Source organism: Variovorax sp. Soil_C_19 (assembly GCF_057657255.1).
Map to the genome: position 1 here is coordinate 212,404 of NZ_JBDGIV010000005.1, position 21,118 is coordinate 233,521.

Here is a 21,118-nt window from a genome sequence, read left to right on the forward strand (position 1 = left end):
CACGCGTCGCCCGACAGGCCGGAAGTGTTGTGCTTCGTATTGACGACCTGTCGATTCCCGCCATCGTGAATGGCAGTCGGGAGCTACTCCCCTTCGTGCGCGAATTAGATCATCGCGGCCCCCGATCTGGCAACCGAAAGTTTTCGGCAGTTTTGCACGGCTGGCTGGAAAGCCTTGTTAAATCTGCCTTGTGAGCTATCGAATTCATAGCGCTGATTAACCTCCGGCGGCCCTCGGGAATTGCGGGACTATGATCGCCGCTCGCTGTTTCTTCTCTCCCATGGCCGCCATTCACATCACCGACATCGAGGCCGCCATCAACCATTGGCGCGCCAAAAGTCCCTCGCCTGACGGCATCACCCTGGCGCCGGAATTGCGCGCACTCGCCGAGGTCTACGCCCTCATGGTGTTCCACCACGAGGACGAGGTCGCCGAAGCCGGTTTCCCCGCCGAGGCCTGGGCCGCCTGGCTCGACTGGTACCACAGCACCCCCGACACGCCCTGCATCGCGATCTGCTCCACCAGCCAGGGCGACGACGAATGCAAGGGCTGCGGCCGCAGCTTCGACGAGGTGCAGCACTGGCCCGCGATGACGCCGGCCGAAAAGCGCGTCACCTGGCGCCGTATCACCATGGAAGATTCGGCATGGCGCTTCAACCGCTATGCGGAACGTGCGCGCGAGGTCGAGCCGCCGCAGTGGCCCGACGACCCGGCCGAGCCGCTCGGCCCGGACGACACCCCCTGAAAGGCCAGCGCATGCGCCGCCTCGCCCAAGCCCCCAACCTCGCGATCGCCACCCTGTGGGTGCATGCCTTGCGCGAGGAGGGCATCGAGGCCAGCGTGCAGCGCGAATTCCTCGGCGCCGCGATGGGCCACCTGCCGCCCGATCAGTGCCTGCCCGAGATCTGGATCGACGACGACAGCCGGTTCGAGCTGGCGCAGCAGGTGCTGCATGCGGCGCAGCACCGGCCGCAGCGCGATTGGCGCTGCAGCTGCGGCGAGCGCGTCGAGGGGGGCTTCGAGCAGTGCTGGCAGTGCGGCCGCATGATGCCGGCTGCCTGACGAAAAACCGAGAGAGGCGCCCCGCCTACTTCCAGCGCTTCAGCTCGACGTCGATGCTGCGGCTGGCGTCGCCCAGCGTCAGCGTGTTCTCCTGGATCGTCGCCTGCAGCTGCATGCTGCGCTGCGCGAGCAGGGCCAGCGCCTGCGAGGCTTCGGTGGGCACGCGGTACACCTGCAGGTTCTGAGGCCGCGCAAGCTTGCCTTCAATGCCGCGCCACCAGATCTCGGCCGCATGGTTAAAGCAGTAGACGATCACCTCGTCCGCCTTGCCGCAGGCCTTGATGACGGGTTTGTCCTCGGGCTGGCCGACCTCGATCCAGAGCTTGGTCTCGCCCGTGAAGTCGCGCAGCCAGACGTCGGGCTCCTCGACGTTCGACAGTCCCGCGCCGAAGGCCAGCGTGCCGTCGCCGTGGCACACGTCCTGCAGCTTGTGCGCATTGAGCGCCAGCGCGACGAGCCGGATCATCATGCGCTCGTCGGTTTCGCTGGGATGGCGCGCCAGCGTCAGCGCATGGTCGGCGTAGTAGCCGTGGTCGATATCGGCCACCGCGACGGTGGCCTTGAAGATGGTTGATTTGAGGGCCATGGGTGCGCGAGTGTAGGCGCCCCCTCAGATTCGATTGGCGAGCTCCGCCGCCTTGCCCACGTAGCTCGCGGGCGTCATGGCCAGCAGCCGCGTCTTCTCGGCCTCGGGAATGTCGAGCGAGCGGATCAGCCCGTGCAGCGCCTCGGCCGTCACCGTCTTGCCGCGCGTCACTTCCTTGAGCTGCTCGTAGGCGCCTTGCACGCCGTAGCGGCGCATTACCGTCTGGATCGGCTCGGCCAGCACTTCCCACGAGGCATCGAGATCCTCCGCGAGCGCTTCCTCGTTGATCTCGAGCTTGCCGAGGCCCGTGGCCAGGCTGGCATAGGCCAGCGTCGCGTAACCGAAGGCCACGCCGATGTTGCGCAGCACGGTGCTGTCGGTCAGGTCGCGCTGCCAGCGGCTGACCGGCAGCTTCTCGCTGAGGTGGCGCAGCACCGCATTGGCCAGCCCCAGGTTGCCTTCGGCGTTCTCGAAATCGATCGGATTGACCTTGTGCGGCATGGTCGAGGAGCCGATCTCGCCCTTCTTGAGCCGCTGCTTGAAGTAGCCCAGGCTCACGTAGCCCCAGATGTCGCGCGAGAAATCCACCAGGATGGTGTTGGTGCGCGCCACCGCGTCGAACAGCTCGGCCATGTAGTCGTGCGGCTCGATCTGGATGCTGTAGGGCTGGAAGCTCAGGCCCAGGCCGAGCGGCGCGGGCGTTTCGACCACCTTGCGGCTGAACGCCTCCCAGTCGAAGTCGGGCCAGGCGGCGAGATGCGCGTTGTAGTTGCCCACCGCCCCGTTCATCTTGCCGAGCAACTGCACGGCCGCGATCTGGGCGCGGGCCTTCGACAGCCGCACCGCCACGTTGGCGATTTCCTTGCCGACCGTGGTCGGGCTCGCGGTCTGGCCGTGGGTGCGCGACAGCATCGACACGCCTGCGAACTGGTGCGCCATCTCGCGCAGCTTGGCGATCAGCCCGTCGATGGCGGGCAGCAGCACCTTCTCGCGGGCGGCCTGGATCTGCAGCGCGTGGCTGGTGTTGTTGATGTCCTCGCTGGTGCAGGCGAAGTGGACGAACTCGGCGGCAGCCAGCAGTTCCGGCCGCGCCTCGAACTTGGACTTGATCCAGTATTCGACCGCCTTCACGTCGTGGTTGGTGGTCTTTTCGATCTCCTTGATCGCGAGCGCATCAGCTTCGGAGAAGTGCGACACCAGGCCCAGCAGGTACTTGCGGGCGCCGCCCGTGAGCGGCTTGAATTCGGCGAAGCCGCAGTCCGACAGTGCGATGAACCATGCCACCTCGACCTGCACGCGCCGGTGCATGTAGCCCTGTTCGCTCATCAGCGGGCGCAATGCCGCGAGTTTGGCCGCATAGCGGCCGTCCAGTGGGGAGAGGGCGGAGACGGTGGAGAAGCTCATGCCCGAATTTTAGGCGGGCCGCCGTCCCGCATCCGCGACAGTTCGCAGGCTGCACTTTTCGGCCTTCCCCTAAAATGGCATCGAACAAACGTTACCAATCCAGAGGGAGAGAGTCTTCATGAAACTGATCGGATCGGCCGCCAGCCCCTATGTGCGCAAGGTGCGCGTGGTGTTGGCCGAGAAGCGGCTCGACTACCAGTTCGTGCTTGAAGACGTCTGGTCCGCTGACACCACCATCGCGCAGTCCAACCCGCTCGGGAAGGTGCCTTGCCTCGTCATGGAAGGCGGCGACGCGATGTTCGATTCCCGCGTGATTGTCGAATACCTCGACACCCTGTCTCCCGTGGGCAAGCTCATTCCCCAGCAGGGCCGTGAGCGCGCCGAGGTCAAGACCTGGGAGGCGCTGGCCGATGGCGTGATGGATGCGGGCGTGCTGTGGCGCCTCGAGGCGACCTGGAGCGGCCGCGGCGACGCCGAGCGCAGCACGGCCTGGATCGCGCGCCAGCGCGCCAAGGTCGAGGGCGGCATTGGGGCCATGGCCAAGGGGCTCGCCGACAAGCCCTTCTGCAGCGGCATCCACCTGAGCCTTTCGGACATCGCGGTGGGTTGTGCGCTCGGCTGGGTCGGGCTCCGCTTTCCCGAGATCGACTGGCGCGGCGCGCACGGCAATCTGGCCAAGCTGTACGACAAGCTGATGCTGCGGCCCAGCTTCATCGATACGCAACCGTGAAAAAAGGCGCCTCTGGCGCCTTTTTCAATGGCGGGAAGCCTTTCAGCTGCGCCTGTTCCCATCAAACAATACAAAAATGCTGCGAGGCGCCCCGACGCGAAGGAGGGAGGGAGGGAGGAGGAGAAGAATCACCTCGGGATTTCAACCAGACTGGACGCCTGGAAGACCTCGCAACATGAAAAACCGGAGAGCATTTGGCTGCCCACGCTCGTTATGAGCACAGTGTGCCAGCCCGGTTCCCGCCCCAGTGGTAAACGTTTGTGACCATCGGTTGCGACACGTCATCAGGTTTCAGTTCGCTGCGAGCTGGCCTTCGATGGCCTTCACGAAGGCGGCCTCATCCGGCGCCGTCATGCTCGACCAGGCCTGCACCACTTTGCCGTCGCGCCCGATCAGGTATTTGTAGAAATTCCATTTCGGTGTCGTGCCCGAAGCGAGCGCGAGCTGCTTGAACAGCGGGTTGGCCTCCGCGCCGCGCACCGAGGTCTTGGCGAACATCGGAAACTTCACGCCGAAGGTGCTTTCGCAGAAATCGGCGATTTCCTTGTTGGAGCCCGATTCCTGCGAGAAGTCGTTGGACGGAAAACCGAGCACCACGAGGCCGCGCGCCCGATATTTGCTGTCGAGTGCCTCCAGCCCCTTGTATTGCGGGGTGAAGCCGCAGAAGCTCGCGGTGTTCACCACCAGCACCACCTTGCCCGAATACTGGCACAACGACTGGGGTTTCTCGTCCTGCAGGCGCGGGAACGAGTGCTGAAGCACTGCCGGGCACGCGGCGCCTGCGGCCGCCGCCGCGGCTGGCGGGTTCGCTGCACCGGCGGAGGCCTGCGCGAGCGCGGTGCCGGGGGCCAGCAGGCCTGCAGCGATGGCGGCAAGCGGCCAACGAAAGGGGATTCGCATGGGAACTCCTGGTGTCAATAAGTGCACGAATCCGGCGTATCGGACACTGCGTACAAACGCATCATCGCCCGTCTGTCACAGGCAGGCCAAGCTCAGCCGACTAAAATCGACGGCCTTAGAAAGATTTTGATGCTTTATCCAGAACTCTTCAGACAACTCGAATCCGTCCGCTGGGACATGGACAAGGACATTCCCTGGCAGTCGTTCGATGCGTCACTGCTGTCTGATGAGCAGGCGCAAACCATCAAAATGAACGCCATCACCGAGTGGGCGGCGCTGCCGGCCACCGAGATGTTCCTGCGCGACAACCGCCACGATAGTGATTTCTCGGCCTTCATGTCGATCTGGTTCTTCGAGGAGCAGAAGCATTCGCTGGTGCTCATGGAGTACCTCAAGCGCTTCAGCCCCCAGCATGCGCCGACCGAGCAGGAGCTGCACGAGGTCCGCTTCGATTTCGACCCGGCGCCGCCGCTCGAGACGCTGATGCTGCACTTCTGCGGCGAGATTCGCCTCAACCACTGGTACCGCCGCGCCGCGCAGTGGCATACCGAGCCGGTCATCAAGCACATCTACACCACGCTGAGCCAGGACGAGGCCCGCCATGGCGGCGCGTACCTGCGCTACATGAAGCGCGCGATGGAAAAATTCGGCGACGAGGCGCGTGCCGCCTTCACCAAGGTCGGCGTGCTGATGGCCAGTGCACGCCGCACCGCGCAGGCGCTGCATCCGACCAACCTGCACGTCAACAAGGCGCTGTTCCCGAACGACACGATCCAGAGCCGCATGCCCGACCCAGACTGGCTCGAGCACTGGCTCGACAAGCAGATCAAGTTCGATGCGGTCTGGGAGAGCAAGGTCGGCGAGCGCATCCTGCACAACCTGAGCCTGCTGATGGACCGCAGCTTCAAGACCGTGCAGGAACTCAACCGCTACCGCAAGGAACTGGCCGCGACCGTCGCGCCCAAGTCCGAGTACCAGGGCGCCTGAGCCCGGTCGGCCCTGCCCGGGCGGCGCGCCTGTCACAAAACCGGTTGGTCGCCCGTCTTGCGAGCATGGACGACCCGACCCTCGCTTTCGACAGCCACCGCCGCCGCCTTCAAGGCATCGCCTACCGCATGCTCGGCTCCGTTGCCGAGGCAGAAGAGGTTGTGCAGGACGCCTGGCTGCGCTGGCATGAAGTCGACAAGGCCCGCCTCGAGAGTGCCGAAGCCTGGTTGGTCACCGTCGTCACCCGCCTCTCGATCGATCGTCTGCGCGCCGCCAAGGTTCAGCGCGAGCATTACATCGGCGCCTGGATGCCAGAGCCCACGCTCACTGAGGGGCCGACCTCGCCTGAAGCGCTGCTCGAGCGCGCGGACAACGTCTCGATCGCCTTCCTTGCCGTGCTCGAACGCCTCGCACCGGAGGCACGCGCCGCGTTCCTGCTGCGCGAAGTGTTCGACGCCGACTACGACGAGATCGCCAGCACGCTCGGCAAAAGCGAGGCCGCCTGCCGGCAGCTGGTACACCGCGCGAAGGCCCAGCTGCAGGAGGCGCGCCCGCGCTTCGTGGTGCCGCGCGAGACCCACGAGCGCCTGCTGCGCGCCTTTGCCGATGCCGCGGCGCGCGGCAGCCTGCACGATCTCAAGGCGCTGATGGCCGAAGACGCCGAGCTGATCGGCGACGGTGGCGGCAAGGTGCAGACCTTCAGCAAGGCGCTGCGCGGCAGCCGGCGCGTGGCGCTGCTCTACTTCGCGCTCTGGCGCCGTATGGGCGCGGCGGTCCGTATGGAATTCGTCGACATCAATGGCGAGCCGGGCCTGCTGCGCTTCATCGACGGGCAGCTCGAATCGGCACAGACCTTCGAGATCGACGGCGAGCGCATCGCGCGCATCCGCGTGCAGCGCAATCCGGACAAACTGGCGCGCATTGCAAGCCGCTATGCGTCGAAATAGGCAGGCTGCCCCGGCTCAGCGGCGCTCGACCACCACAGGCGCGATGCGCAGGTTCTCGCGCAGCTGCGAAACGACCTCGCCGGCCGCTTCGCGCGACACAAAAGGCCCGGCCTGCAGCCGGTGCGTGCCGGCCTCGCTGAACACCCGCAGTTGCGGCGCCAGCGCAGGCAGCCCACGCGCCGCCTCGCCCAGCAGGCGCTGTGCACCGTCTTGCTCGCGGAACGCGCCGAGCTGTACCCAGAAGCCGGCGGTCGAAGCCGGGGAGGGCGTTGCGGCGGATGCCGGGCTGGGCGCTGTCGGTGCGGCCAACGGTTCCAGCGGCGCGAGGTCGGTCACCACGATCGGCGCCCGCGGCGGCGGCGTGTCCGGCGCGGCGGGCAGCGCGGCCTGGGCAGCGGGCGCGACCGGCGTCGGCGGCGTCACGGGCATGGTCACCGCTTCGGGCGCATTCGCCGCCACCGGCGCGACCCAGGCTGCGGGCACCGCTACCGAGGCGTCGGCGACGCGCGGCGTCGCGGCACGACCGGCCGCGGCATAGGTGGTGCTGCCCGCGTCGCGCCGCCAGGCGCCGGTGCTGATGTCTTCGTTCGTGATGCGCTCGATCTCGACCGGCGCCACGCCGCGCAAAAGGTCGAGCTTGAGCGCCGCGGTGTAGCTCAGGTCGATGATGCGGCCGTCGACGAAAGGCCCCCGGTCGTTCACGCGCACGATCACCTCGCGGCCGTTGGCCGGGTTGCGCACGCGCACGTAGCTCGGCAGCGGCAGCGTCTTGTGCGCGGCCGTCATGGCGTACATGTCGTAGGGCTCGCCGCTCGCGGTCGATGCGCTGTGGAACTTGCGCCCGTACCACGAGGCGATGCCCGATTCGCGGAAAGGCCGGTCGTCGGTGATCGGCTGGTAGGCGCGGCCCAGCACCGTGTAGGGCTTGCTCGTGCCGCCGCTCGCGCGGATGGGCTCGATGCGGGGCTCGGCGTCGGGCACGCGGTCGAGGCCGGCGGGAATGCTCGCCGCCGGTCCGTCGCGGCCGCCGCGCGGACCGCTGGCGCAGCCCGCGAGAAGCACCGCGAGCGCCAGCGCGCATGCGGCCCAGGGTGCATGAAGACGGGCGGCGGCCCTCATCCGCCGAACACCGCTTTCCAGAGCGCGAGCATCGCGTCGCGTTGGGCCGCCAGCGCCGTCGGCGCGACCTGGGTCGGTTCCTCGTTGAGGCGCGCGCGGTGCTGCACGCGCCGCAGCTCGCGGTAAGCGGTGGCGGCCGCGCGGCCGACCCCTTCGGGCAGCAGCCCCGCCGCTTCGGCGCGCAGCAACAGTGCGATGTTGCCGAGGTTCGGTATGAGCTCCGGGTGTTCCGCCGACGACGACAGCACGAGGAACTGCAGCACGAACTCGGCGTCGACCATGCCGCCGGGGCTGTGCTTGACGTCGAATCGGTCGGCCTTGACCGGCCGGGCGCTGCGCACCTTGTTGCGCATCGCGATGATCTCGGCCTTCAGCGCCTCGCGGTCGCGCGGCGCCACGATCACGGCCTCGCGCACCTGGTCGAAACGCTCGCCGAGCGCTGCGCTGCCGAGCACGTAGCGCGCGCGCGTCATCGCCTGGTGTTCCCAGGTCCACGCGGTGTTGCTGCCGCGGCCAAGCTGGTAGCGCTCGTAGGCTTCGAAGCTGGTCGTCAGGAGGCCCGAGTTGCCGTTGGGTCGCAGGGCCGTGTCGATCTCGAACAGGTCGCCTTCGCGCGTCTTCACGGTGAGCCAGTTGATCAGCTTGCGCACGTAGGCGGCGTAGACCTCTCCGGCGCGCTCGTCGTCGTCGTCGTAGACGAACACGATGTCGAGGTCGCTTCCGTAGCCCAGTTCCTTTCCGCCGAGCTTGCCGTAGCCGATGATCGCGAACTGCGGCACCTCGCGGTGCCGGTTGCGCACATGCGGCCAGCACCAGCGTGCCGTCACGCGCAGCGTGGCGTCGGCCAGCGCGCTCAGGTCGTCGGCCACCTGCTCGACCGTGAGCCGGCCGTCCACGTCGCGCGCGAGCGTGCGGAACACCTCGGCATGGTGGGCGTGGCGCAGCAGGTTCAAGAGCCGCTCCTCGTCGGCCTCGCCGGTGCGGGTCAGCGACGCATGGCGCGCCTCGAGCTCGCTCTCGAATTCGGCCGCGACGAAGCGGCCCGAGAGCATCTCGTCGCTCGCAAGTTCGTCGATCACGCCCGGGTGCTGCATCAGGTAGCGCGCGGGCCACTTGGCGGCGCCCAGCAGGCGCAGCAGGCGCTCCTGTACGGCGGGCCGCTCGACCAGCAGCGCCAGGTAGCTTTCGCGCCGCAGCAGCGGTTCGATCCAGTCGGCCCAGCGCAATGCAGCCTCGACGTGGCGCGGCGTCTGCCCCGGTCCGTCGCCGTCGGGTTCCTCGAGCCATTGCCCGGTGCGCTGCACCAACTGCCGCAGCCGCGCGCGCGTCTCGTCGCGCAGCGCCATCATGCGCGGCTGTTCGCACCAGTCGTGGATGCGCGCCGCAAAGGCGGGCGGCAGGCGATCGAGCAGGTCGGCCAGATCGGTCGGTGCAGCGGCGTTCTTGCCGCTGCACTTGCCGTTGCAGGGTTTGTCGCCGCCCAAGAGCTTGTCGAACTCCTGCGCGACGAACTCGCGGTGCGCATCGAGCTGCTCGAGGAACGGGCAGCAGTTGGCGTAGCCCATGGTCTGTGCGACCCAGCGCAGATCGTCGTCGGCCACCGGCAGCATGTGCGTCTGCTGGTCGTCGAGGTACTGGATGCGGTGCTCGACGCGGCGCAGGAACTCGTAGGCCGTGGCCAGCGTGTCGGCGGTCTCCTGCGGCATGAGGCCTGCGCGCGCCAGCCGTTGCAGCGCATCGAGCGTGGGCCGGGTGCGCAGTTCGGGGAACTGCCCGCCGCGTACTACCTGCAGCAGCTGCACGGTGAATTCGATCTCGCGGATGCCGCCGCGCGAGAGCTTCACGTCGTTCGCGCGCTCGGGCCGCCCGGCGCTGCGCCGCGCCGACTGCTCGCGGATCTGCCGGTGCAGCGTGCGCAGCGAATCGAACACGCTGTAGTCGAGGTAGCGGCGGAACACGAACGGCAGCACCGTGGCGCGCAGGCCCTGCGCGAGTCCCTCGGACACGATGGCGCGCGGCGCCACGACCCGGCTCTTCATCCAGGCAAAGCGTTCCCATTCGCGCCCCTGCACCTGGAAATACTCTTCGAGCGCATCGAGCGAGACCACGCTCGGGCCGGAATTGCCGTTCGGCCGGAGCGCCAGGTCGACGCGGAACACGAAGCCGTGCTCGGTGGTGTCGCCCACCAGCGCGTAGATGCGCTTCACGGCGCGCCCGAAATACTCCTGGTTCGACAGTCGGCCGCGGCCGTCGGCGTCGCCCCCGGTCTCGCCGTCGGCGTCGTAGAGGTAGATCAGGTCGATGTCGCTCGACACGTTGAGCTCGCGCGCGCCGAGCTTGCCCATGCCCACCACCCAGAGCTGCGCGCGCTGCCCGTCGGGCCCGAGCGGCGCGCCGTGCAGCGCGTCGAGTTCCTGGCAGGCGTCGCGGCAGGCGACGTCGAGCGCGAACTCCGCGAGTTCGGTCACCGCGGTGGTCACCACGGCCAACGGCGCCTGGTGGTCGCAGTCGAGCGTGACCAGCCGCTCCATGACGAGCTGGCGCACGGTGCGCAGCGCATCGCCCACCGCGTCGCCGCGCGCGCGCAGCGCGTCGTAGGCCGCGGCCATCGCTTCGCGCCGCGGCGCGCCGGGCGCGAGCAGCCGCAGTTCGTCCGCATAGCGGCGCCGCAAGCGCTGCACGAAACGCGAGTAGGAGGAAAGGGGCGCGGCCTCAGGCGCAGCGGATGGCGTGGATGGCAACTGGTTCACACTGTTATCGGCTCCCGAGGAACCCGTCTGGATGCTGGCGGTCATAATTCCGGACACAGCGCGATCCTCAATGAACGACACGGCGTCTCCCCCTTCACGTCTGCTCAAGATCACCGCTGCGACCGCGCGCTGGCTGCTGGGTTTGCTGATCGCTGCATGGCTTCTGCTGGCGCTGTCAGTGGTTGTCCTACACGCGTGGATTGTGCCGCGAATCGGCGATTACCGTGGCGCACTCGAGGCCCAGGCCAGCAGGGCCATCGGGGTACCGGTTCGCATCGGGTCGATCACCGCGCGGTCCGACAGCCTCTTTCCGGCCTTCGAACTGCGCGACGTGGTGCTCCATGATGCCCAGCAGCGAGAAGCCCTGCGCCTCGTGCGGATCGTTGCGAGCGTCTCGCCGCGTTCGCTCTGGCGCCTGAACTTCGAGCAGCTCTACATCGAGGGCCCGCAGATCGACGTGCGGCGCGACGCGATGGGCAAACTGCACGTGGCGGGCCTCCACATGGCCAACGACACCACCGGAGAGACCCGTGCGGCCGACTGGTTTTTCGCCCAGCGCGAACTCGTGATCGAAGGCGGCACGGTGCGCTGGACCGACGAGCAGCGCCAGGCCGAGCCGCTGCTCCTGAGCGACGTGCGCTTCGTCGCGCGCAACGGCGGCCGGCGCCACGCGCTGCGGCTCGACGCCACGCCGCCCGCTGGCTGGGGCGAGCGTTTCACGCTGCGCGGCCAGTTTCGCCAGCCGCTGCTGTCGGTGCGCTCCGGCCGTTGGCAGACCTGGGACGGGCAGATCTACGCCGACTTGCCCTACATGGACGTGACCCGCCTGGGCCGCTACGTGTCGATCGATGCGCGCATCCGCGAAGCCAACGGCGCGCTGCGCATGTGGGCCGACGTGAAGGACGGCCAGATCGTCGGCGGCGCCGCCGACCTTGGCCTGCACCGCGTCGATGCCTCGCTGGGCCGCGGCCTGCAGCCGCTGGTGCTGCGCTCGGTCACGGGGCGACTCGCCGGCCAGCTCAGCGAAGACCATCTCGAGTTCTCGACCGCGGCCCTGCAGTTCGACACCGCCGACGGCATGCGCTGGCCCGGCGGCAACCTGTGGCTGCAGCATTCGCCCGCGCGCGGGCCCACGCCCGAGCACGGCGCGCTGCGCGCCGACCGGCTCGACCTGGCGGCGCTTGCGCTGATTGCCGACCGCCTGCCGCTGGGCGAAGCCACGCACCGGTTGCTCGACGCCTACGCGCCGCGCGGGCTGGTCGAGCGCATCGAGCTGAACTGGCAGGGCTCGCTCGGTGCGCCCGAGCGCTACCAGGCCAAGGGCCGGATCAGCGGCCTGCGGGTTGCCGCGCAACCTGCCGAGGCCGGCCCTCCGCCAGCCGCGGGCACCGCCGCCCCGGCTCCGCACGCCAACGCCGGCGCGCCCGGCCTGAGCGGCGCCACGCTCGAGTTCGACGCCACCCAGGCGGGCGGCAACGCAGCGCTCGCCATCGCGCAGGGCACGCTGGAATTTCCTGGCGTGTTCGAGGAACCGGTCGTTCCGGTCGACCGGCTCTCGGCCCAGCTCCAGTGGAAGCTCGACAAGGGCGCCGCGCAGTTGCAGGTGTCGAAGCTGCGCTTCGCCAATGCCGATGCCGAAGGCGAGGCCGAAGCCAGTTGGCGCACCAGCGACCCGGCCGTGTCGGCCGGCCGCTCGCGCTATCCGGGCGTGCTCGATCTCCAGGGCAAGCTGGTGCGCGCCGACGGCACGCGGGTGTACCGCTACCTGCCGCTCGACATTCCCCAGCACACGCGCGACTACGTGCGCAGCGCCGTCACCAAGGGCGTGGCGAGCAGCGTCGATTTCCGCGTGCGCGGCGACCTGCACGACATGCCTTTCATGGACCCGAAACAGGGCGAGTTCCGCATTGCGGCCAAGGTCGCCGGCGTCGACTACGCCTATGTGCCGCCGGCCTCGGCGCTCGCGGCCGCCACGGCCTCGAAGGCGACCAGGCCCGCGGCCCCGGCCGCGCCTGAACCCGTGTGGCCCGCGCTCACCGGCGTGTCGGGCGAACTGGTGTTCGAACGCGCGGGCATGCTGGTGCGCAATGCGCGCGGCAAGCTGGCCGGCACCGCGGGCATCGAAATCACCCGGGCCGAGGCGCAGATCGCCGACATGTCGCACGATGCCTCGCTTTTGCGCGTCGACGCCCAGGCCCGGGGCCCGCTCGGCGAGCTGCTGCGCGTGGGCGCGCCGCTGGTCGGGGGCGACACCGGCGAGGCACTGGCGCGCGTCCGCGCCGCCGGCCCTGCCGACTACCGGCTGCGCCTAGAACTCCCGCTCGCCGCGCTCGATGCGGCCAAGGTGCAGGCCAGCATCGCGCTGTCGGGCAGCAACGAACTGCAGCTCGTTCCGGAGGCGCCGTCGTTCACGGACTTGAAGGGCGCGGTCGGGTTCACCGAAACCGGCTTCTCGCTCGCGAGCGTGCAGGGTCGGCTGCTGGGCGGCGACATCCGCATCGAGGGCCGGGGCCGCTTCGCCGGGCCGAACCGCGAGGTGGCGCTGAAGGCGCAGGGCACCGCGTCGGCCGAAGGCCTGCGCGGCGCGCGCGAGGCCGAGTGGCTCACGCGCATCGCCGCCAAGGCCAGCGGCAGCACGCCCTATGCGGCCACTTTCTCGATGCGCGACGACGTGCCCGAGTTCTCGCTCACCAGCACGCTGCAGGGTCTGGCGCTCGACCTGCCTGCGCCGCTCGTCAAGACGGCCGACGAGGCGATGCCGCTGCGCATCGAGAAGAAGGTGCTGCAGCGCGAGACGCGCAACGGTGTGGCCGTGCCCCTGCAGGACCAGCTCTCGATGGCGCTCGGTCGCATCGGCGAAGCGCAATACGTGCGCGACATCTCCGGCGCCGAGCCGCGGGTGCTGCGGGGCAGCATCGGCGTCGGCCTGGCGGAGGGCGAGACCGCGAGCGTGCCGGACAACGGCGTGCTCGCCAACGTCAATGTGACCAAGCTCGACATGCCGGCCTGGCAGGCGCTGGTCGGCCAGGCCGCCGCGGGCGGCAGCAGCAGCGGCGGCACGGGCGAAACGGCGGGCGCTGAAGAGGCGTCGATGGGCTACCTGCCCACGCGCATCGCCGTGCGGGCGAAGGAGCTCGGTATCGCGGGCCGCACGCTGCACGATGTGGTGCTCGGCGGCACGCGCGACGGGGCGCTCTGGCGCGCCAACATCGACGCCACCGAACTCAGCGGCTATGCCGAGTACCGCCACACGCAGGCCGGGCGCCTCTATGCGCGGCTCGCGCGGCTCAAGATAGCGCCCACCGAGGCGAAGCAGGTCGAAACCCTGCTCGATGAACAGCCGGGCACGCTGCCGGCGCTCGACATCGTGATCGACGACTTCGAACTGCTCGGCAAGCGCCTCGGCCGCGCCGAGATCGACGCCGTCAACCGCGGCGGCGCAGGCCGCGAGTGGCTGCTCAACAAGCTGAGCTTCACGGTGCCCGAGGCCAGCTTCTCGGCCAAGGGCACCTGGGCCGCCACGCCCGGGCGTGGCGAGCAGCAGCGCCGCACGTCGATGAGCTTCAAGCTCGAGATCGCCGACGCCGGCGACCTGCTCACGCGCTTCGGCATGCCCGGCGTGCTGCGGCGCGGCAGCGGCCGGCTCGAAGGCGAGGTCGAGTGGCGCGGTTCGCCGTTCTCGCTCGACTACCCGAGCCTCGGCGGACAGCTGCAGGTCAACGTCGGCGCGGGCCAGTTCCTCAAGGCCGATCCGGGCTTGGCCAAGCTGCTCGGCGTGCTGAGCCTGCAGGCCCTGCCGCGGCGGCTCACGCTCGATTTCCGCGACGTGTTCAGCCAGGGCTTCGCCTTCGACTTCATCCGCGGCGACGCCCGCATCCGCAGCGGCATCGCCAGCACCAACAACCTGCAGATGAAGGGCGTCAATGCGGCGGCTCTGATGGACGGCTCGGCCGACATCGTGCGCGAGACGCAAGACCTTCGCGTGGTGGTAGTGCCCGAGATCAATGCCGGCACGGCCGCCCTGGTGGCCACGGCGATCAATCCGGCCATCGGCCTGGGCACCTTCCTCGCGCAGTGGGTGCTCAGCAAGCCGCTCGCTGCAGCGGCTACGCAGGAGTTCCACATCGAAGGCACCTGGGCCGACCCGAAGATCGCCAAGGTGCCGCGCTCGATCTTTCCCGAGCCGCAGAGCCTGCTGCCGGCGCCGGGCCTCGGCGGCAAGTGAATGGAGACCTCACCATGAAAGTCGCAGCCCTCCAGATGGTCTCGGCCATCACCCGCGAAGCCAACCTTGGGCGCGCCCACGAGCTGCTTGCGGCGGCGGCGGCCGCCGGCGCCGAACTCGCGGTGCTGCCCGAATATTTCTGCACGATGGGCACACGCGACACCGACAAGCTCGGCCTGCGCGAGACCGCCGGATCGGGCCCGGTGCAGGACTTCCTCGCCGATGCCGCACGCACGTTCGGGCTCTGGATCGTCGGCGGCACCTTGCCCATCGAGAGCCCCGAAGCCGAGCACGTGTTCAACAGCTCGCTCGCCTACTCGCCCGAGGGCCGCTGCGTGGCGCGCTACGACAAGATCCATCTTTTCTACTTCGACAACGGGGCCGAGCGCTACGACGAGCGCCGTGTCATCGCGCCGGGCAGCGAACCCGTGGTGTTCGACCTGCCTTCGCGCGACGGCCACCGCTGGCGCGTGGGCATGAGCGTCTGCTACGACCTGCGCTTTCCCGAACTCTACCGCGCGCTCGCTCGCCAGGGCGCGGACCTGCTGCTGGTGCCGAGCGCGTTCACGCGCACGACGGGCGCCGCGCACTGGGAAGTGCTGCTGCGCGCCCGCGCCATCGAGAACCTGGCCTGGGTGGTGGCGCCCGCGCAGGGCGGCACGCACGAGAACGGCCGCCAGACCTGGGGCCAGTCGATGGTGGTCGATCCCTGGGGCTCGGTGGTGGCCCAGCAGGCCGAGGGCGAAGGCGTGGTGCTGTTCGACATCGACGCCGGCCAGGCCGGACGCATGCGCGCGCAGTTGCCCGCGCTGTCGCACTGCGTGCTCTGATGCAGGCCCTGAGCGTCGCGCCGCCGCGCTGGGCGACCTCCGCCTTCGTGCGACTGCGCTCGCTGTGGCAGCGCTGGTTCCTCTGGCTGATTCTGGCGGTGCTGGTGTCGGCGCTGCTGGTCACCGTGGTCTGGCTCGCGGGGCGGCACGAGGTGGAGCAGGTGCAGGCGGCGCTCGACCGCGACACCAGCGATGCGGTGGCCGACCTGCGCACCGGGCTGCAGCGCAATGGCCAGAGCCTGCGCGCCACCCAGGCCCTGGGCATCGACCGCGCGCACTGGACCGAGGCCGCGGCCGCGCTGTTGCGCGAGCACCGCGAGTGGCTGCGGCTCGAATGGCGCGATGCGGCGCTGCGCCCGCTTGCCGCGGCCAATACGCCCTACCGAACGCGGCTGATCGACGACGCGAGCCGCGGCGCCGGCCAGCCGGACGTGGCGCTGGCCTGCGCGGCCGCGCGCAAGCTCGGCGCGCCCGCCTATTCGCCGAGCCACTACGTGCCGGTGCTCGCCGGCGCCGGCATCGAGGTGATGGAGCTCTGCGTGCCGATGGACGCCGGCGGCTTCCTCGTGGCCAGCTACTCGCTGCGCGACACGCTCATCGAGCTGGTCGGACCCGCGCTCACGCGCGGCCAGGAAGTAGCCTTCACCGAAACCGACGGCACGCGCCTGGCGGCGCTCGGCACCTCGCGCCGCACCGGCACGCGCGTCTTCACCTCGCAGCAACTCATCGACCTGCCCGGCAACGCGCTGATGCTGCGCGTCGATGGCTGGCGCGCGGCGCCCGACCTGTTCCCGAACGTGCTCACGGGGCTGGTCACCGCGATCTCGATCGCGCTGGTGTCGGTGCTGGTGCTGCTCGCGCGCGACACGCGGCGGCGCCTGCGCGCCGAGCGCGACCTTGCCGACGCGCTCGCATTCCGCAAGGCCATGGAAGACTCGGTCATCACCGGCCTGCGCGCGCGCGACCTGCAGGGGCGCATCACCTACGTCAACCCGGCCTTCTGCGAGATGGTCGGCTTCACGCCCGAGGAACTCATGGCCGGCAGCGGCGCGTCGATCGAGGCGCCGTACTGGCCCACGGAGCTGGCGCACGAATACCAGCAGCGGCAGGTGCGGCGCCTCGCGGGCGGCATGCCGCCGCGCGAGGGCTTCGAATCGGTCTTCATGCGCAAGGACGGCACGCGCTTTCCGGTGCTGATCTTCGAGGCGCCGCTGATCAACGCGCAGCGCGTGCAGACAGGCTGGATGAGCGCCTTCATCGACATCAGCGAGCAGCGCCGCATCGAAGAGCTCTCGCGCGCCAGCCAGGAGCGCCTGCAGGCCAGCGCGCGGCTCGCCACGGTGGGCGAGATGGCCTCGCTGCTGAGCCACGAGCTCACGCAGCCGCTGGCGGCCATCGCCAGCTATGCCACCGGCTCGCTCAACATGCTCGGGCCGCAGGCGAGCGGTCCGCAGGCCGAAGTGGCGATGGCCGTGCGCCGCATCGCCGAGCAGGCCGACCGTGCCGGCCAGGTGATCCGCAGCGTGCACGACTTCGTGCGGCGGCGCGACCGCACGCGCGAGGCCGTGGCGCCGCAGGCGCTGATCGACGCGGTGCTGCCGCTGGTGCGGCTGCAGGCGCGCAAGCTCGGCGTGAGCATCGAGGTGGTGTTCGAGGACCGGCTCCCTGCGGTCATGTGCGACCGTACGCTGGTCGAGCAGGTGCTGCTCAACCTCGCGCGCAACGCGATGCAGGCCATGGACGCGCCCGACAGCGGCCGCCGGCTGCTGCGGCTGCGCGTGGCGCGCGCGGTGGCCGTGGGCGGTTCCTCGGGCGCCGAGGACGTGCGGCGCTGGCTCGAATTCTCGGTCACCGATTTCGGCTGCGGCATCAGCCACGACGTGGCGGGCCGGCTCTTCACGCCGTTCTTCACCACCCGCGCGGACGGCATGGGGCTCGGCCTCAGCCTGTGCCGCACCGTGGTCGAGCAGCATGGCGGCGTGCTGATGTTCGAGCCCAATCAGCCCCGGGGCACGGTGTTCCGGTTTACCCTGCCGAGCACATGAAGAAGAACGGCACACGGCCGTTCATGGAATGGATATGCAACCGCTGATCGATGGATTGATCTTTATCGTGGACGACGACGCCAGCGTGCGCGAGGCCCTGGCCTGGCTGCTGCGCTCGCGCCGTCTCGAAAGCGAGCACTTCGCGAGCGCCGAAGCCTTCGAGCAGCGGCTGGCCGAGGGCCCGCTGCCCGCGCAGCCGCTGTGCCTGCTGCTCGACGTGCGCATGCCCGGCACCAGCGGGCTCGTGTTGTTCGACCGGCTGGCCGAGCGCGGGCTGCTCGCGGCGATGCCGGTGATCTTTCTCACCGGCCATGCCGACGTGCCGACCGCGGTCGACGCGGTGAAGCGCGGCGCCTTCGATTTCTGCGAAAAGCCGTTCTCGGACAACGCGCTGGTCGACCGCATCGAACAGGCGCTCGGGGCGTCGCTGCGCGCACTCGAACGGCAGCAGGCCCGGCGCGGGCTTGTCGAGCGCATCGCCGAACTGACCGAGCGCGAGCGCGACGTGATGCGGCTCGTGGTCGAAGGGCTGCCGAACAAGCTGATTGCCGATCAGCTCGCGATCAGCGTGCGCACGGTGGAGGTCCACCGCGCGCGCGTGTTCGACAAGATGGAAGTGAAGTCGGCGGTCGAGCTGGCCAACCGCCTCAGGGACCTCTAGCAGGCTGCCAGGAGGTTCAGCTCTTCTCGGCGACGAAGATCTCGACGCGGCGGTTCTGTGCGCGGCCGGCCGGTGTGGCGTTGTCGGCGAGCGGCTCGCGCGATCCGCGGCCGTCGGTCGTCACTGCGGTGGTCGAGACGCCGCGCGCCACGAGGTGGTTGCGCACGCTGTCGGCGCGGCTCACCGAGAGGCGCTCGTTGCCTTCTTCGCTGCCCGTGTTGTCGGTGTGGCCGACCACGCGCACGCTCGCGGCGGCGGCGCTGCGCAGGCCTTCGGCCACCTTGTCGAGGACCTGGGCAAGATTGCGCTTCACGTTGGCGCGGCCCACGTCGAAGGACATTTCATTCGGAATCACCAGGTGGAGCTGGTTGTCCGTGGTCTGCTCGATCACCATGCCGGTGCCCTTGGTCGAAGCCTCCAGCTCGGCCTTGAGCGCCTCCAGGCGCGCGGTCCAGCTGTTGGCTGGCGCGGCGGTGGTGGCCTGCCCGTCCGCCGGTGCGGCGGCCTGGCCTGGTGCCGTCGACTGCTGCGAAGCACAGCCCGCAACGAACAATGCGGCCGCAGCCGCACCCGAAACAACAAACTTCCTCATGAGTTTCCCCTCTTTGTGAGCATTGAAACGATGGCAATGGAGCGCCGGCCGCTCCGCCCGGCCGGCTTTTTATTTTGACTGTGCCAGGTTACCGTTCGATCAACCCCGCGGCGCGCGCTCGCCCACGTAGATCTCGACGCGGCGGTTCTGCGCCCGGCCGGCTTCGGTGTTGTTGCTGGCCACCGGCTCGTGCGAGCCGCGCCCTTCGATGCGGAACGCGGCGGCGCTCACGCCGCGCGCCACGAGGTAGTCGCGCGTGCTCGCGGCACGGTCGACCGACAGCGGGTTGTTGATCGCGTCGGAGCCGGTGCTGTCGGTGTGGCCGATGATGCGCACCTCGGCGTTCGGGTTGCCGCGCAGGCCGCTCGCGAACTGGTCGAGCACCGGTGCGAAGTTCGACTTGATGTTGGAGCGGCCCACGTCGAAGGACACGTCGCTCGGGATGGCGAGCTTGAGCTCGTTGTTCGGCGTCTGGGTCACGGCCACGCCGGTGCCCTGCGTGGCGGCTTCCATCTGGCGCTTCTGGTTTTCCATGCGCTGCGACCACAGGTAGCCGCCGAGCGCGCCGGCGGCGGCGCCGACTGCGGCACCGGTTCCGATCGCGCCGCGGTTGCCGCCGGTGGCGGAGCCGATGGCCGCGCCGCCGAGCGCACCAATGCCGGCGCCGATGCCGGTGTTGCGCTGCGTGTCGGACATGCCGGCACATCCGGAGAGGACGAGGGCGGCGGCGGAAGTGGCGAGTACGAACTTTTTCATGGTGATCCCTTTCAAGGTTGAATCAGGCGGGACACAGCTTAGCCTCGGCAAGCATGCGATGGTACGGCCTTCCAGAATTGCTTGAAAGTAGAAAACCATTGCAAGAACCCCATGAATACTGCGATGATTGCTACTAAAGTAATAGCGATAGAGCGAATCTCCGACATTCCGCCGCGGTCTTCGGCTACAGAAGAAATTCACATTTGATGCGGCGGCTTCCGTTCGTCGGGCGCCTTGTCGTCGGCGGCGCCGTCCTCGTCGTGCAGTTCGCCCTTTTTCCGGCCCGAGAACATGGTCCACCAGACGATCAGGATGAGCACGAGCCCGGCCAGAAGGGCTTCGAGCAAAATCAAACCCATGAAAAAAAGACTCCAGTGGCTGTCGGGACTTGCAATCGTAGCAACGATCGCAGGCTGTTCCGTCAGCCCGCGCGCGCCCGATACGCCGGTGGCCCCACCTGTCGTCGTCACGCCCCCGCGTGACCTCGGCCCGCTCACCGGCTCGATGGCGCACCCCAAGAGCCGGTGGGTGCCGGTCGGCTGGTCGGAGCTGCCGGGCTTCAGCGACGATCCGCTGCACGAGGCCTGGATTGCGCTGCTCGCCAACTGCGCGCGGCCCAATGCGGCCTTCGCGCCGCTGTGCCGCGAAGTGCGCGAGCTTGCCATTGCCACGCCGGAGGAGCAGCGCCGCTGGATGACCGAGCGGCTCCAGCCCTACCGCGTGGAGTCGCTGGCCGGCGCGAGCGAAGGCAAGCTCACGAGCTACTACGAGCCGGTGTACGAGGCCTCGCGCGTGCCGACCGCCACCTTCAACGTGCCGATCTATCGGGCGCCCGAGGGCCTGGTGGCGCGCCGTCCCTGGTACACCCGGCAGGAGATCGACACCCTGCCCAACGCCCAGGTCGCGCTGCGCGGCCGTGAGATCGCCTGGATGGCCGACCCGATCGACGCGCTGATGCTGCACATCCAGGGCTCCGGCCGGCTGCGCATCACCGAGCCCGGTGGCGTGCAGCGCACCGTGCGCGTGGCGTACGCGGCCACCAACGAACAGCCCTATCGCAGCGTGCAGCAATGGCTGATGTCGCAAGGCGTAACGAAGGTCGGCCGCTGGCCCGACGACACCAAGGCCTGGGCGGCGCAGAACCCGCAACGCCTGACGCAGCTGCTGTGGAGCAATCCGCGCTACGTGTTCTTCCGCGAAGAGGCGCTGAACGAGCTCGACGCCGCCTTCGGGCCGCGCGGCGCGCAGGGCGTGCCGCTCACCGCGGGGCGTTCGATCGCGGTCGACCGCGAGAGCATTCCCTACGGCACGCCGGTCTGGCTGGCCTCTAGCGGCCCGGCCGCCCAGTTGCAGAAGCTGGTGGTGGCGCAGGACACCGGCAGCGCCATCGTCGGTGCGGTGCGCGCCGACTATTTCGCGGGCACCGGTCCCGACGCCGGGCGCTTCGCCGCAAGCATGAACCAGCCGCTGCGCCTCTGGGCGCTGTGGCCGCGCCAGACGCCCGTGCCCTGAGCGCCGCGCTGT

At 69.2% G+C, this 21,118-nt stretch carries 18 protein-coding genes; 10 read left to right on the forward strand and 8 right to left on the reverse strand.

The window, feature by feature from the left end; genetic code table 11:
• The first annotated feature begins 280 nt into the window (after nucleotides 1–280).
• The gene (locus AC3A6R_RS13225; RefSeq protein ID WP_487864546.1) at nucleotides 281–745 is read left to right on the forward strand and encodes a DUF3717 domain-containing protein; all 465 of its coding nucleotides are present in this window, start codon (nucleotides 281–283) and stop codon (nucleotides 743–745) included.
• Nucleotides 746–756: 11 nt separating this feature from the next.
• Nucleotides 757–1,062, forward strand: a complete 306-nt coding sequence (locus AC3A6R_RS13230; protein WP_487864547.1) for a putative signal transducing protein — start codon at nucleotides 757–759, stop codon at nucleotides 1,060–1,062.
• Between the two features lie 25 nt (nucleotides 1,063–1,087).
• On the opposite strand, the gene AC3A6R_RS13235 is transcribed toward AC3A6R_RS13230, so the two are convergent.
• The gene (locus tag AC3A6R_RS13235) at nucleotides 1,088–1,648 is read right to left on the reverse strand and encodes a YaeQ family protein (RefSeq protein ID WP_487864548.1); all 561 of its coding nucleotides are present in this window, start codon (nucleotides 1,646–1,648) and stop codon (nucleotides 1,088–1,090) included.
• A 24-nt stretch (nucleotides 1,649–1,672) separates the two neighbouring features.
• On the reverse strand, nucleotides 1,673–3,052 hold the full coding sequence (purB, locus tag AC3A6R_RS13240; RefSeq protein WP_487864549.1) for an adenylosuccinate lyase: 1,380 nt from the start codon (nucleotides 3,050–3,052) through the stop codon (nucleotides 1,673–1,675).
• Between the two features lie 118 nt (nucleotides 3,053–3,170).
• On the opposite strand from purB, the gene AC3A6R_RS13245 reads away from it, so the two are divergent.
• Complete coding sequence (locus AC3A6R_RS13245) at nucleotides 3,171–3,782, forward strand: glutathione S-transferase N-terminal domain-containing protein (RefSeq protein WP_487860855.1); 612 nt, start codon at nucleotides 3,171–3,173, stop codon at nucleotides 3,780–3,782.
• Between the two features lie 291 nt (nucleotides 3,783–4,073).
• Here AC3A6R_RS13245 and AC3A6R_RS13250 read toward each other — a convergent pair whose 3' ends face one another.
• A complete protein-coding gene (locus AC3A6R_RS13250) occupies nucleotides 4,074–4,682 on the reverse strand; it encodes a glutathione peroxidase (RefSeq protein ID WP_487860856.1) in 609 nt (202 codons plus the stop codon).
• A 129-nt stretch (nucleotides 4,683–4,811) separates the two neighbouring features.
• On the opposite strand from AC3A6R_RS13250, the gene AC3A6R_RS13255 reads away from it, so the two are divergent.
• Nucleotides 4,812–5,669: a ferritin family protein gene (locus tag AC3A6R_RS13255; RefSeq protein WP_487860857.1), complete on the forward strand. Its 858-nt coding sequence runs from the start codon at nucleotides 4,812–4,814 to the stop codon at nucleotides 5,667–5,669.
• Between the two features lie 65 nt (nucleotides 5,670–5,734).
• Complete coding sequence (locus tag AC3A6R_RS13260) at nucleotides 5,735–6,616, forward strand: RNA polymerase sigma-70 factor (protein ID WP_487864550.1); 882 nt, start codon at nucleotides 5,735–5,737, stop codon at nucleotides 6,614–6,616.
• A 15-nt stretch (nucleotides 6,617–6,631) separates the two neighbouring features.
• Here AC3A6R_RS13260 and AC3A6R_RS13265 read toward each other — a convergent pair whose 3' ends face one another.
• Together AC3A6R_RS13265 and glnE are read right to left on the reverse strand one after the other, a co-directional pair.
• A complete protein-coding gene (locus AC3A6R_RS13265; protein WP_487864551.1) occupies nucleotides 6,632–7,735 on the reverse strand; it encodes a septal ring lytic transglycosylase RlpA family protein in 1,104 nt (367 codons plus the stop codon).
• Nucleotides 7,732–10,530, reverse strand: a complete 2,799-nt coding sequence (glnE, locus tag AC3A6R_RS13270; RefSeq protein WP_487864682.1) for a bifunctional [glutamate--ammonia ligase]-adenylyl-L-tyrosine phosphorylase/[glutamate--ammonia-ligase] adenylyltransferase — start codon at nucleotides 10,528–10,530, stop codon at nucleotides 7,732–7,734. The genes AC3A6R_RS13265 and glnE overlap by 4 nt, the downstream gene beginning before the upstream one ends.
• A gap of 25 nt (nucleotides 10,531–10,555) precedes the next feature.
• Between glnE and AC3A6R_RS13275 the strand changes: the two genes are divergently transcribed.
• The 4 genes from AC3A6R_RS13275 to AC3A6R_RS13290 are packed head-to-tail and all read left to right on the forward strand — an operon-like array spanning nucleotide 10,556 to nucleotide 18,246.
• Complete coding sequence (locus AC3A6R_RS13275; protein WP_487864552.1) at nucleotides 10,556–14,710, forward strand: YhdP family protein; 4,155 nt, start codon at nucleotides 10,556–10,558, stop codon at nucleotides 14,708–14,710.
• Between the two features lie 14 nt (nucleotides 14,711–14,724).
• Entirely contained in the window at nucleotides 14,725–15,540 is an 816-nt protein-coding gene (locus AC3A6R_RS13280) for a carbon-nitrogen hydrolase family protein (protein WP_487864553.1), read from the forward strand.
• Complete coding sequence (locus AC3A6R_RS13285; protein ID WP_487864554.1) at nucleotides 15,540–17,585, forward strand: two-component system sensor histidine kinase NtrB; 2,046 nt, start codon at nucleotides 15,540–15,542, stop codon at nucleotides 17,583–17,585. The genes AC3A6R_RS13280 and AC3A6R_RS13285 overlap by 1 nt, the downstream gene beginning before the upstream one ends.
• A gap of 34 nt (nucleotides 17,586–17,619) precedes the next feature.
• The gene (locus AC3A6R_RS13290; RefSeq protein WP_487860864.1) at nucleotides 17,620–18,246 is read left to right on the forward strand and encodes a response regulator transcription factor; all 627 of its coding nucleotides are present in this window, start codon (nucleotides 17,620–17,622) and stop codon (nucleotides 18,244–18,246) included.
• Nucleotides 18,247–18,262: 16 nt separating this feature from the next.
• Here AC3A6R_RS13290 and AC3A6R_RS13295 read toward each other — a convergent pair whose 3' ends face one another.
• From AC3A6R_RS13295 to AC3A6R_RS13305, 3 genes are all read right to left on the reverse strand, one after another.
• Complete coding sequence (locus AC3A6R_RS13295) at nucleotides 18,263–18,838, reverse strand: OmpA family protein (RefSeq protein WP_487860865.1); 576 nt, start codon at nucleotides 18,836–18,838, stop codon at nucleotides 18,263–18,265.
• A 99-nt stretch (nucleotides 18,839–18,937) separates the two neighbouring features.
• Nucleotides 18,938–19,594, reverse strand: a complete 657-nt coding sequence (locus tag AC3A6R_RS13300; RefSeq protein ID WP_487860866.1) for a YiaD family glycine zipper/OmpA-like lipoprotein — start codon at nucleotides 19,592–19,594, stop codon at nucleotides 18,938–18,940.
• A 197-nt stretch (nucleotides 19,595–19,791) separates the two neighbouring features.
• Nucleotides 19,792–19,953, reverse strand: a complete 162-nt coding sequence (locus tag AC3A6R_RS13305) for a hypothetical protein (RefSeq protein ID WP_487864555.1) — start codon at nucleotides 19,951–19,953, stop codon at nucleotides 19,792–19,794.
• On the opposite strand from AC3A6R_RS13305, the gene mltA reads away from it, so the two are divergent.
• Nucleotides 19,952–21,106 carry a murein transglycosylase A gene (gene mltA / locus AC3A6R_RS13310; protein ID WP_487864556.1) on the forward strand — a complete coding sequence of 385 codons (1,155 nt, stop codon included), beginning with the start codon at nucleotides 19,952–19,954 and terminating at the stop codon, nucleotides 21,104–21,106. The two genes, AC3A6R_RS13305 and mltA, sit on opposite strands and share 2 nt — an antisense overlap.
• Nucleotides 21,107–21,118: the final 12 nt, after the last annotated feature.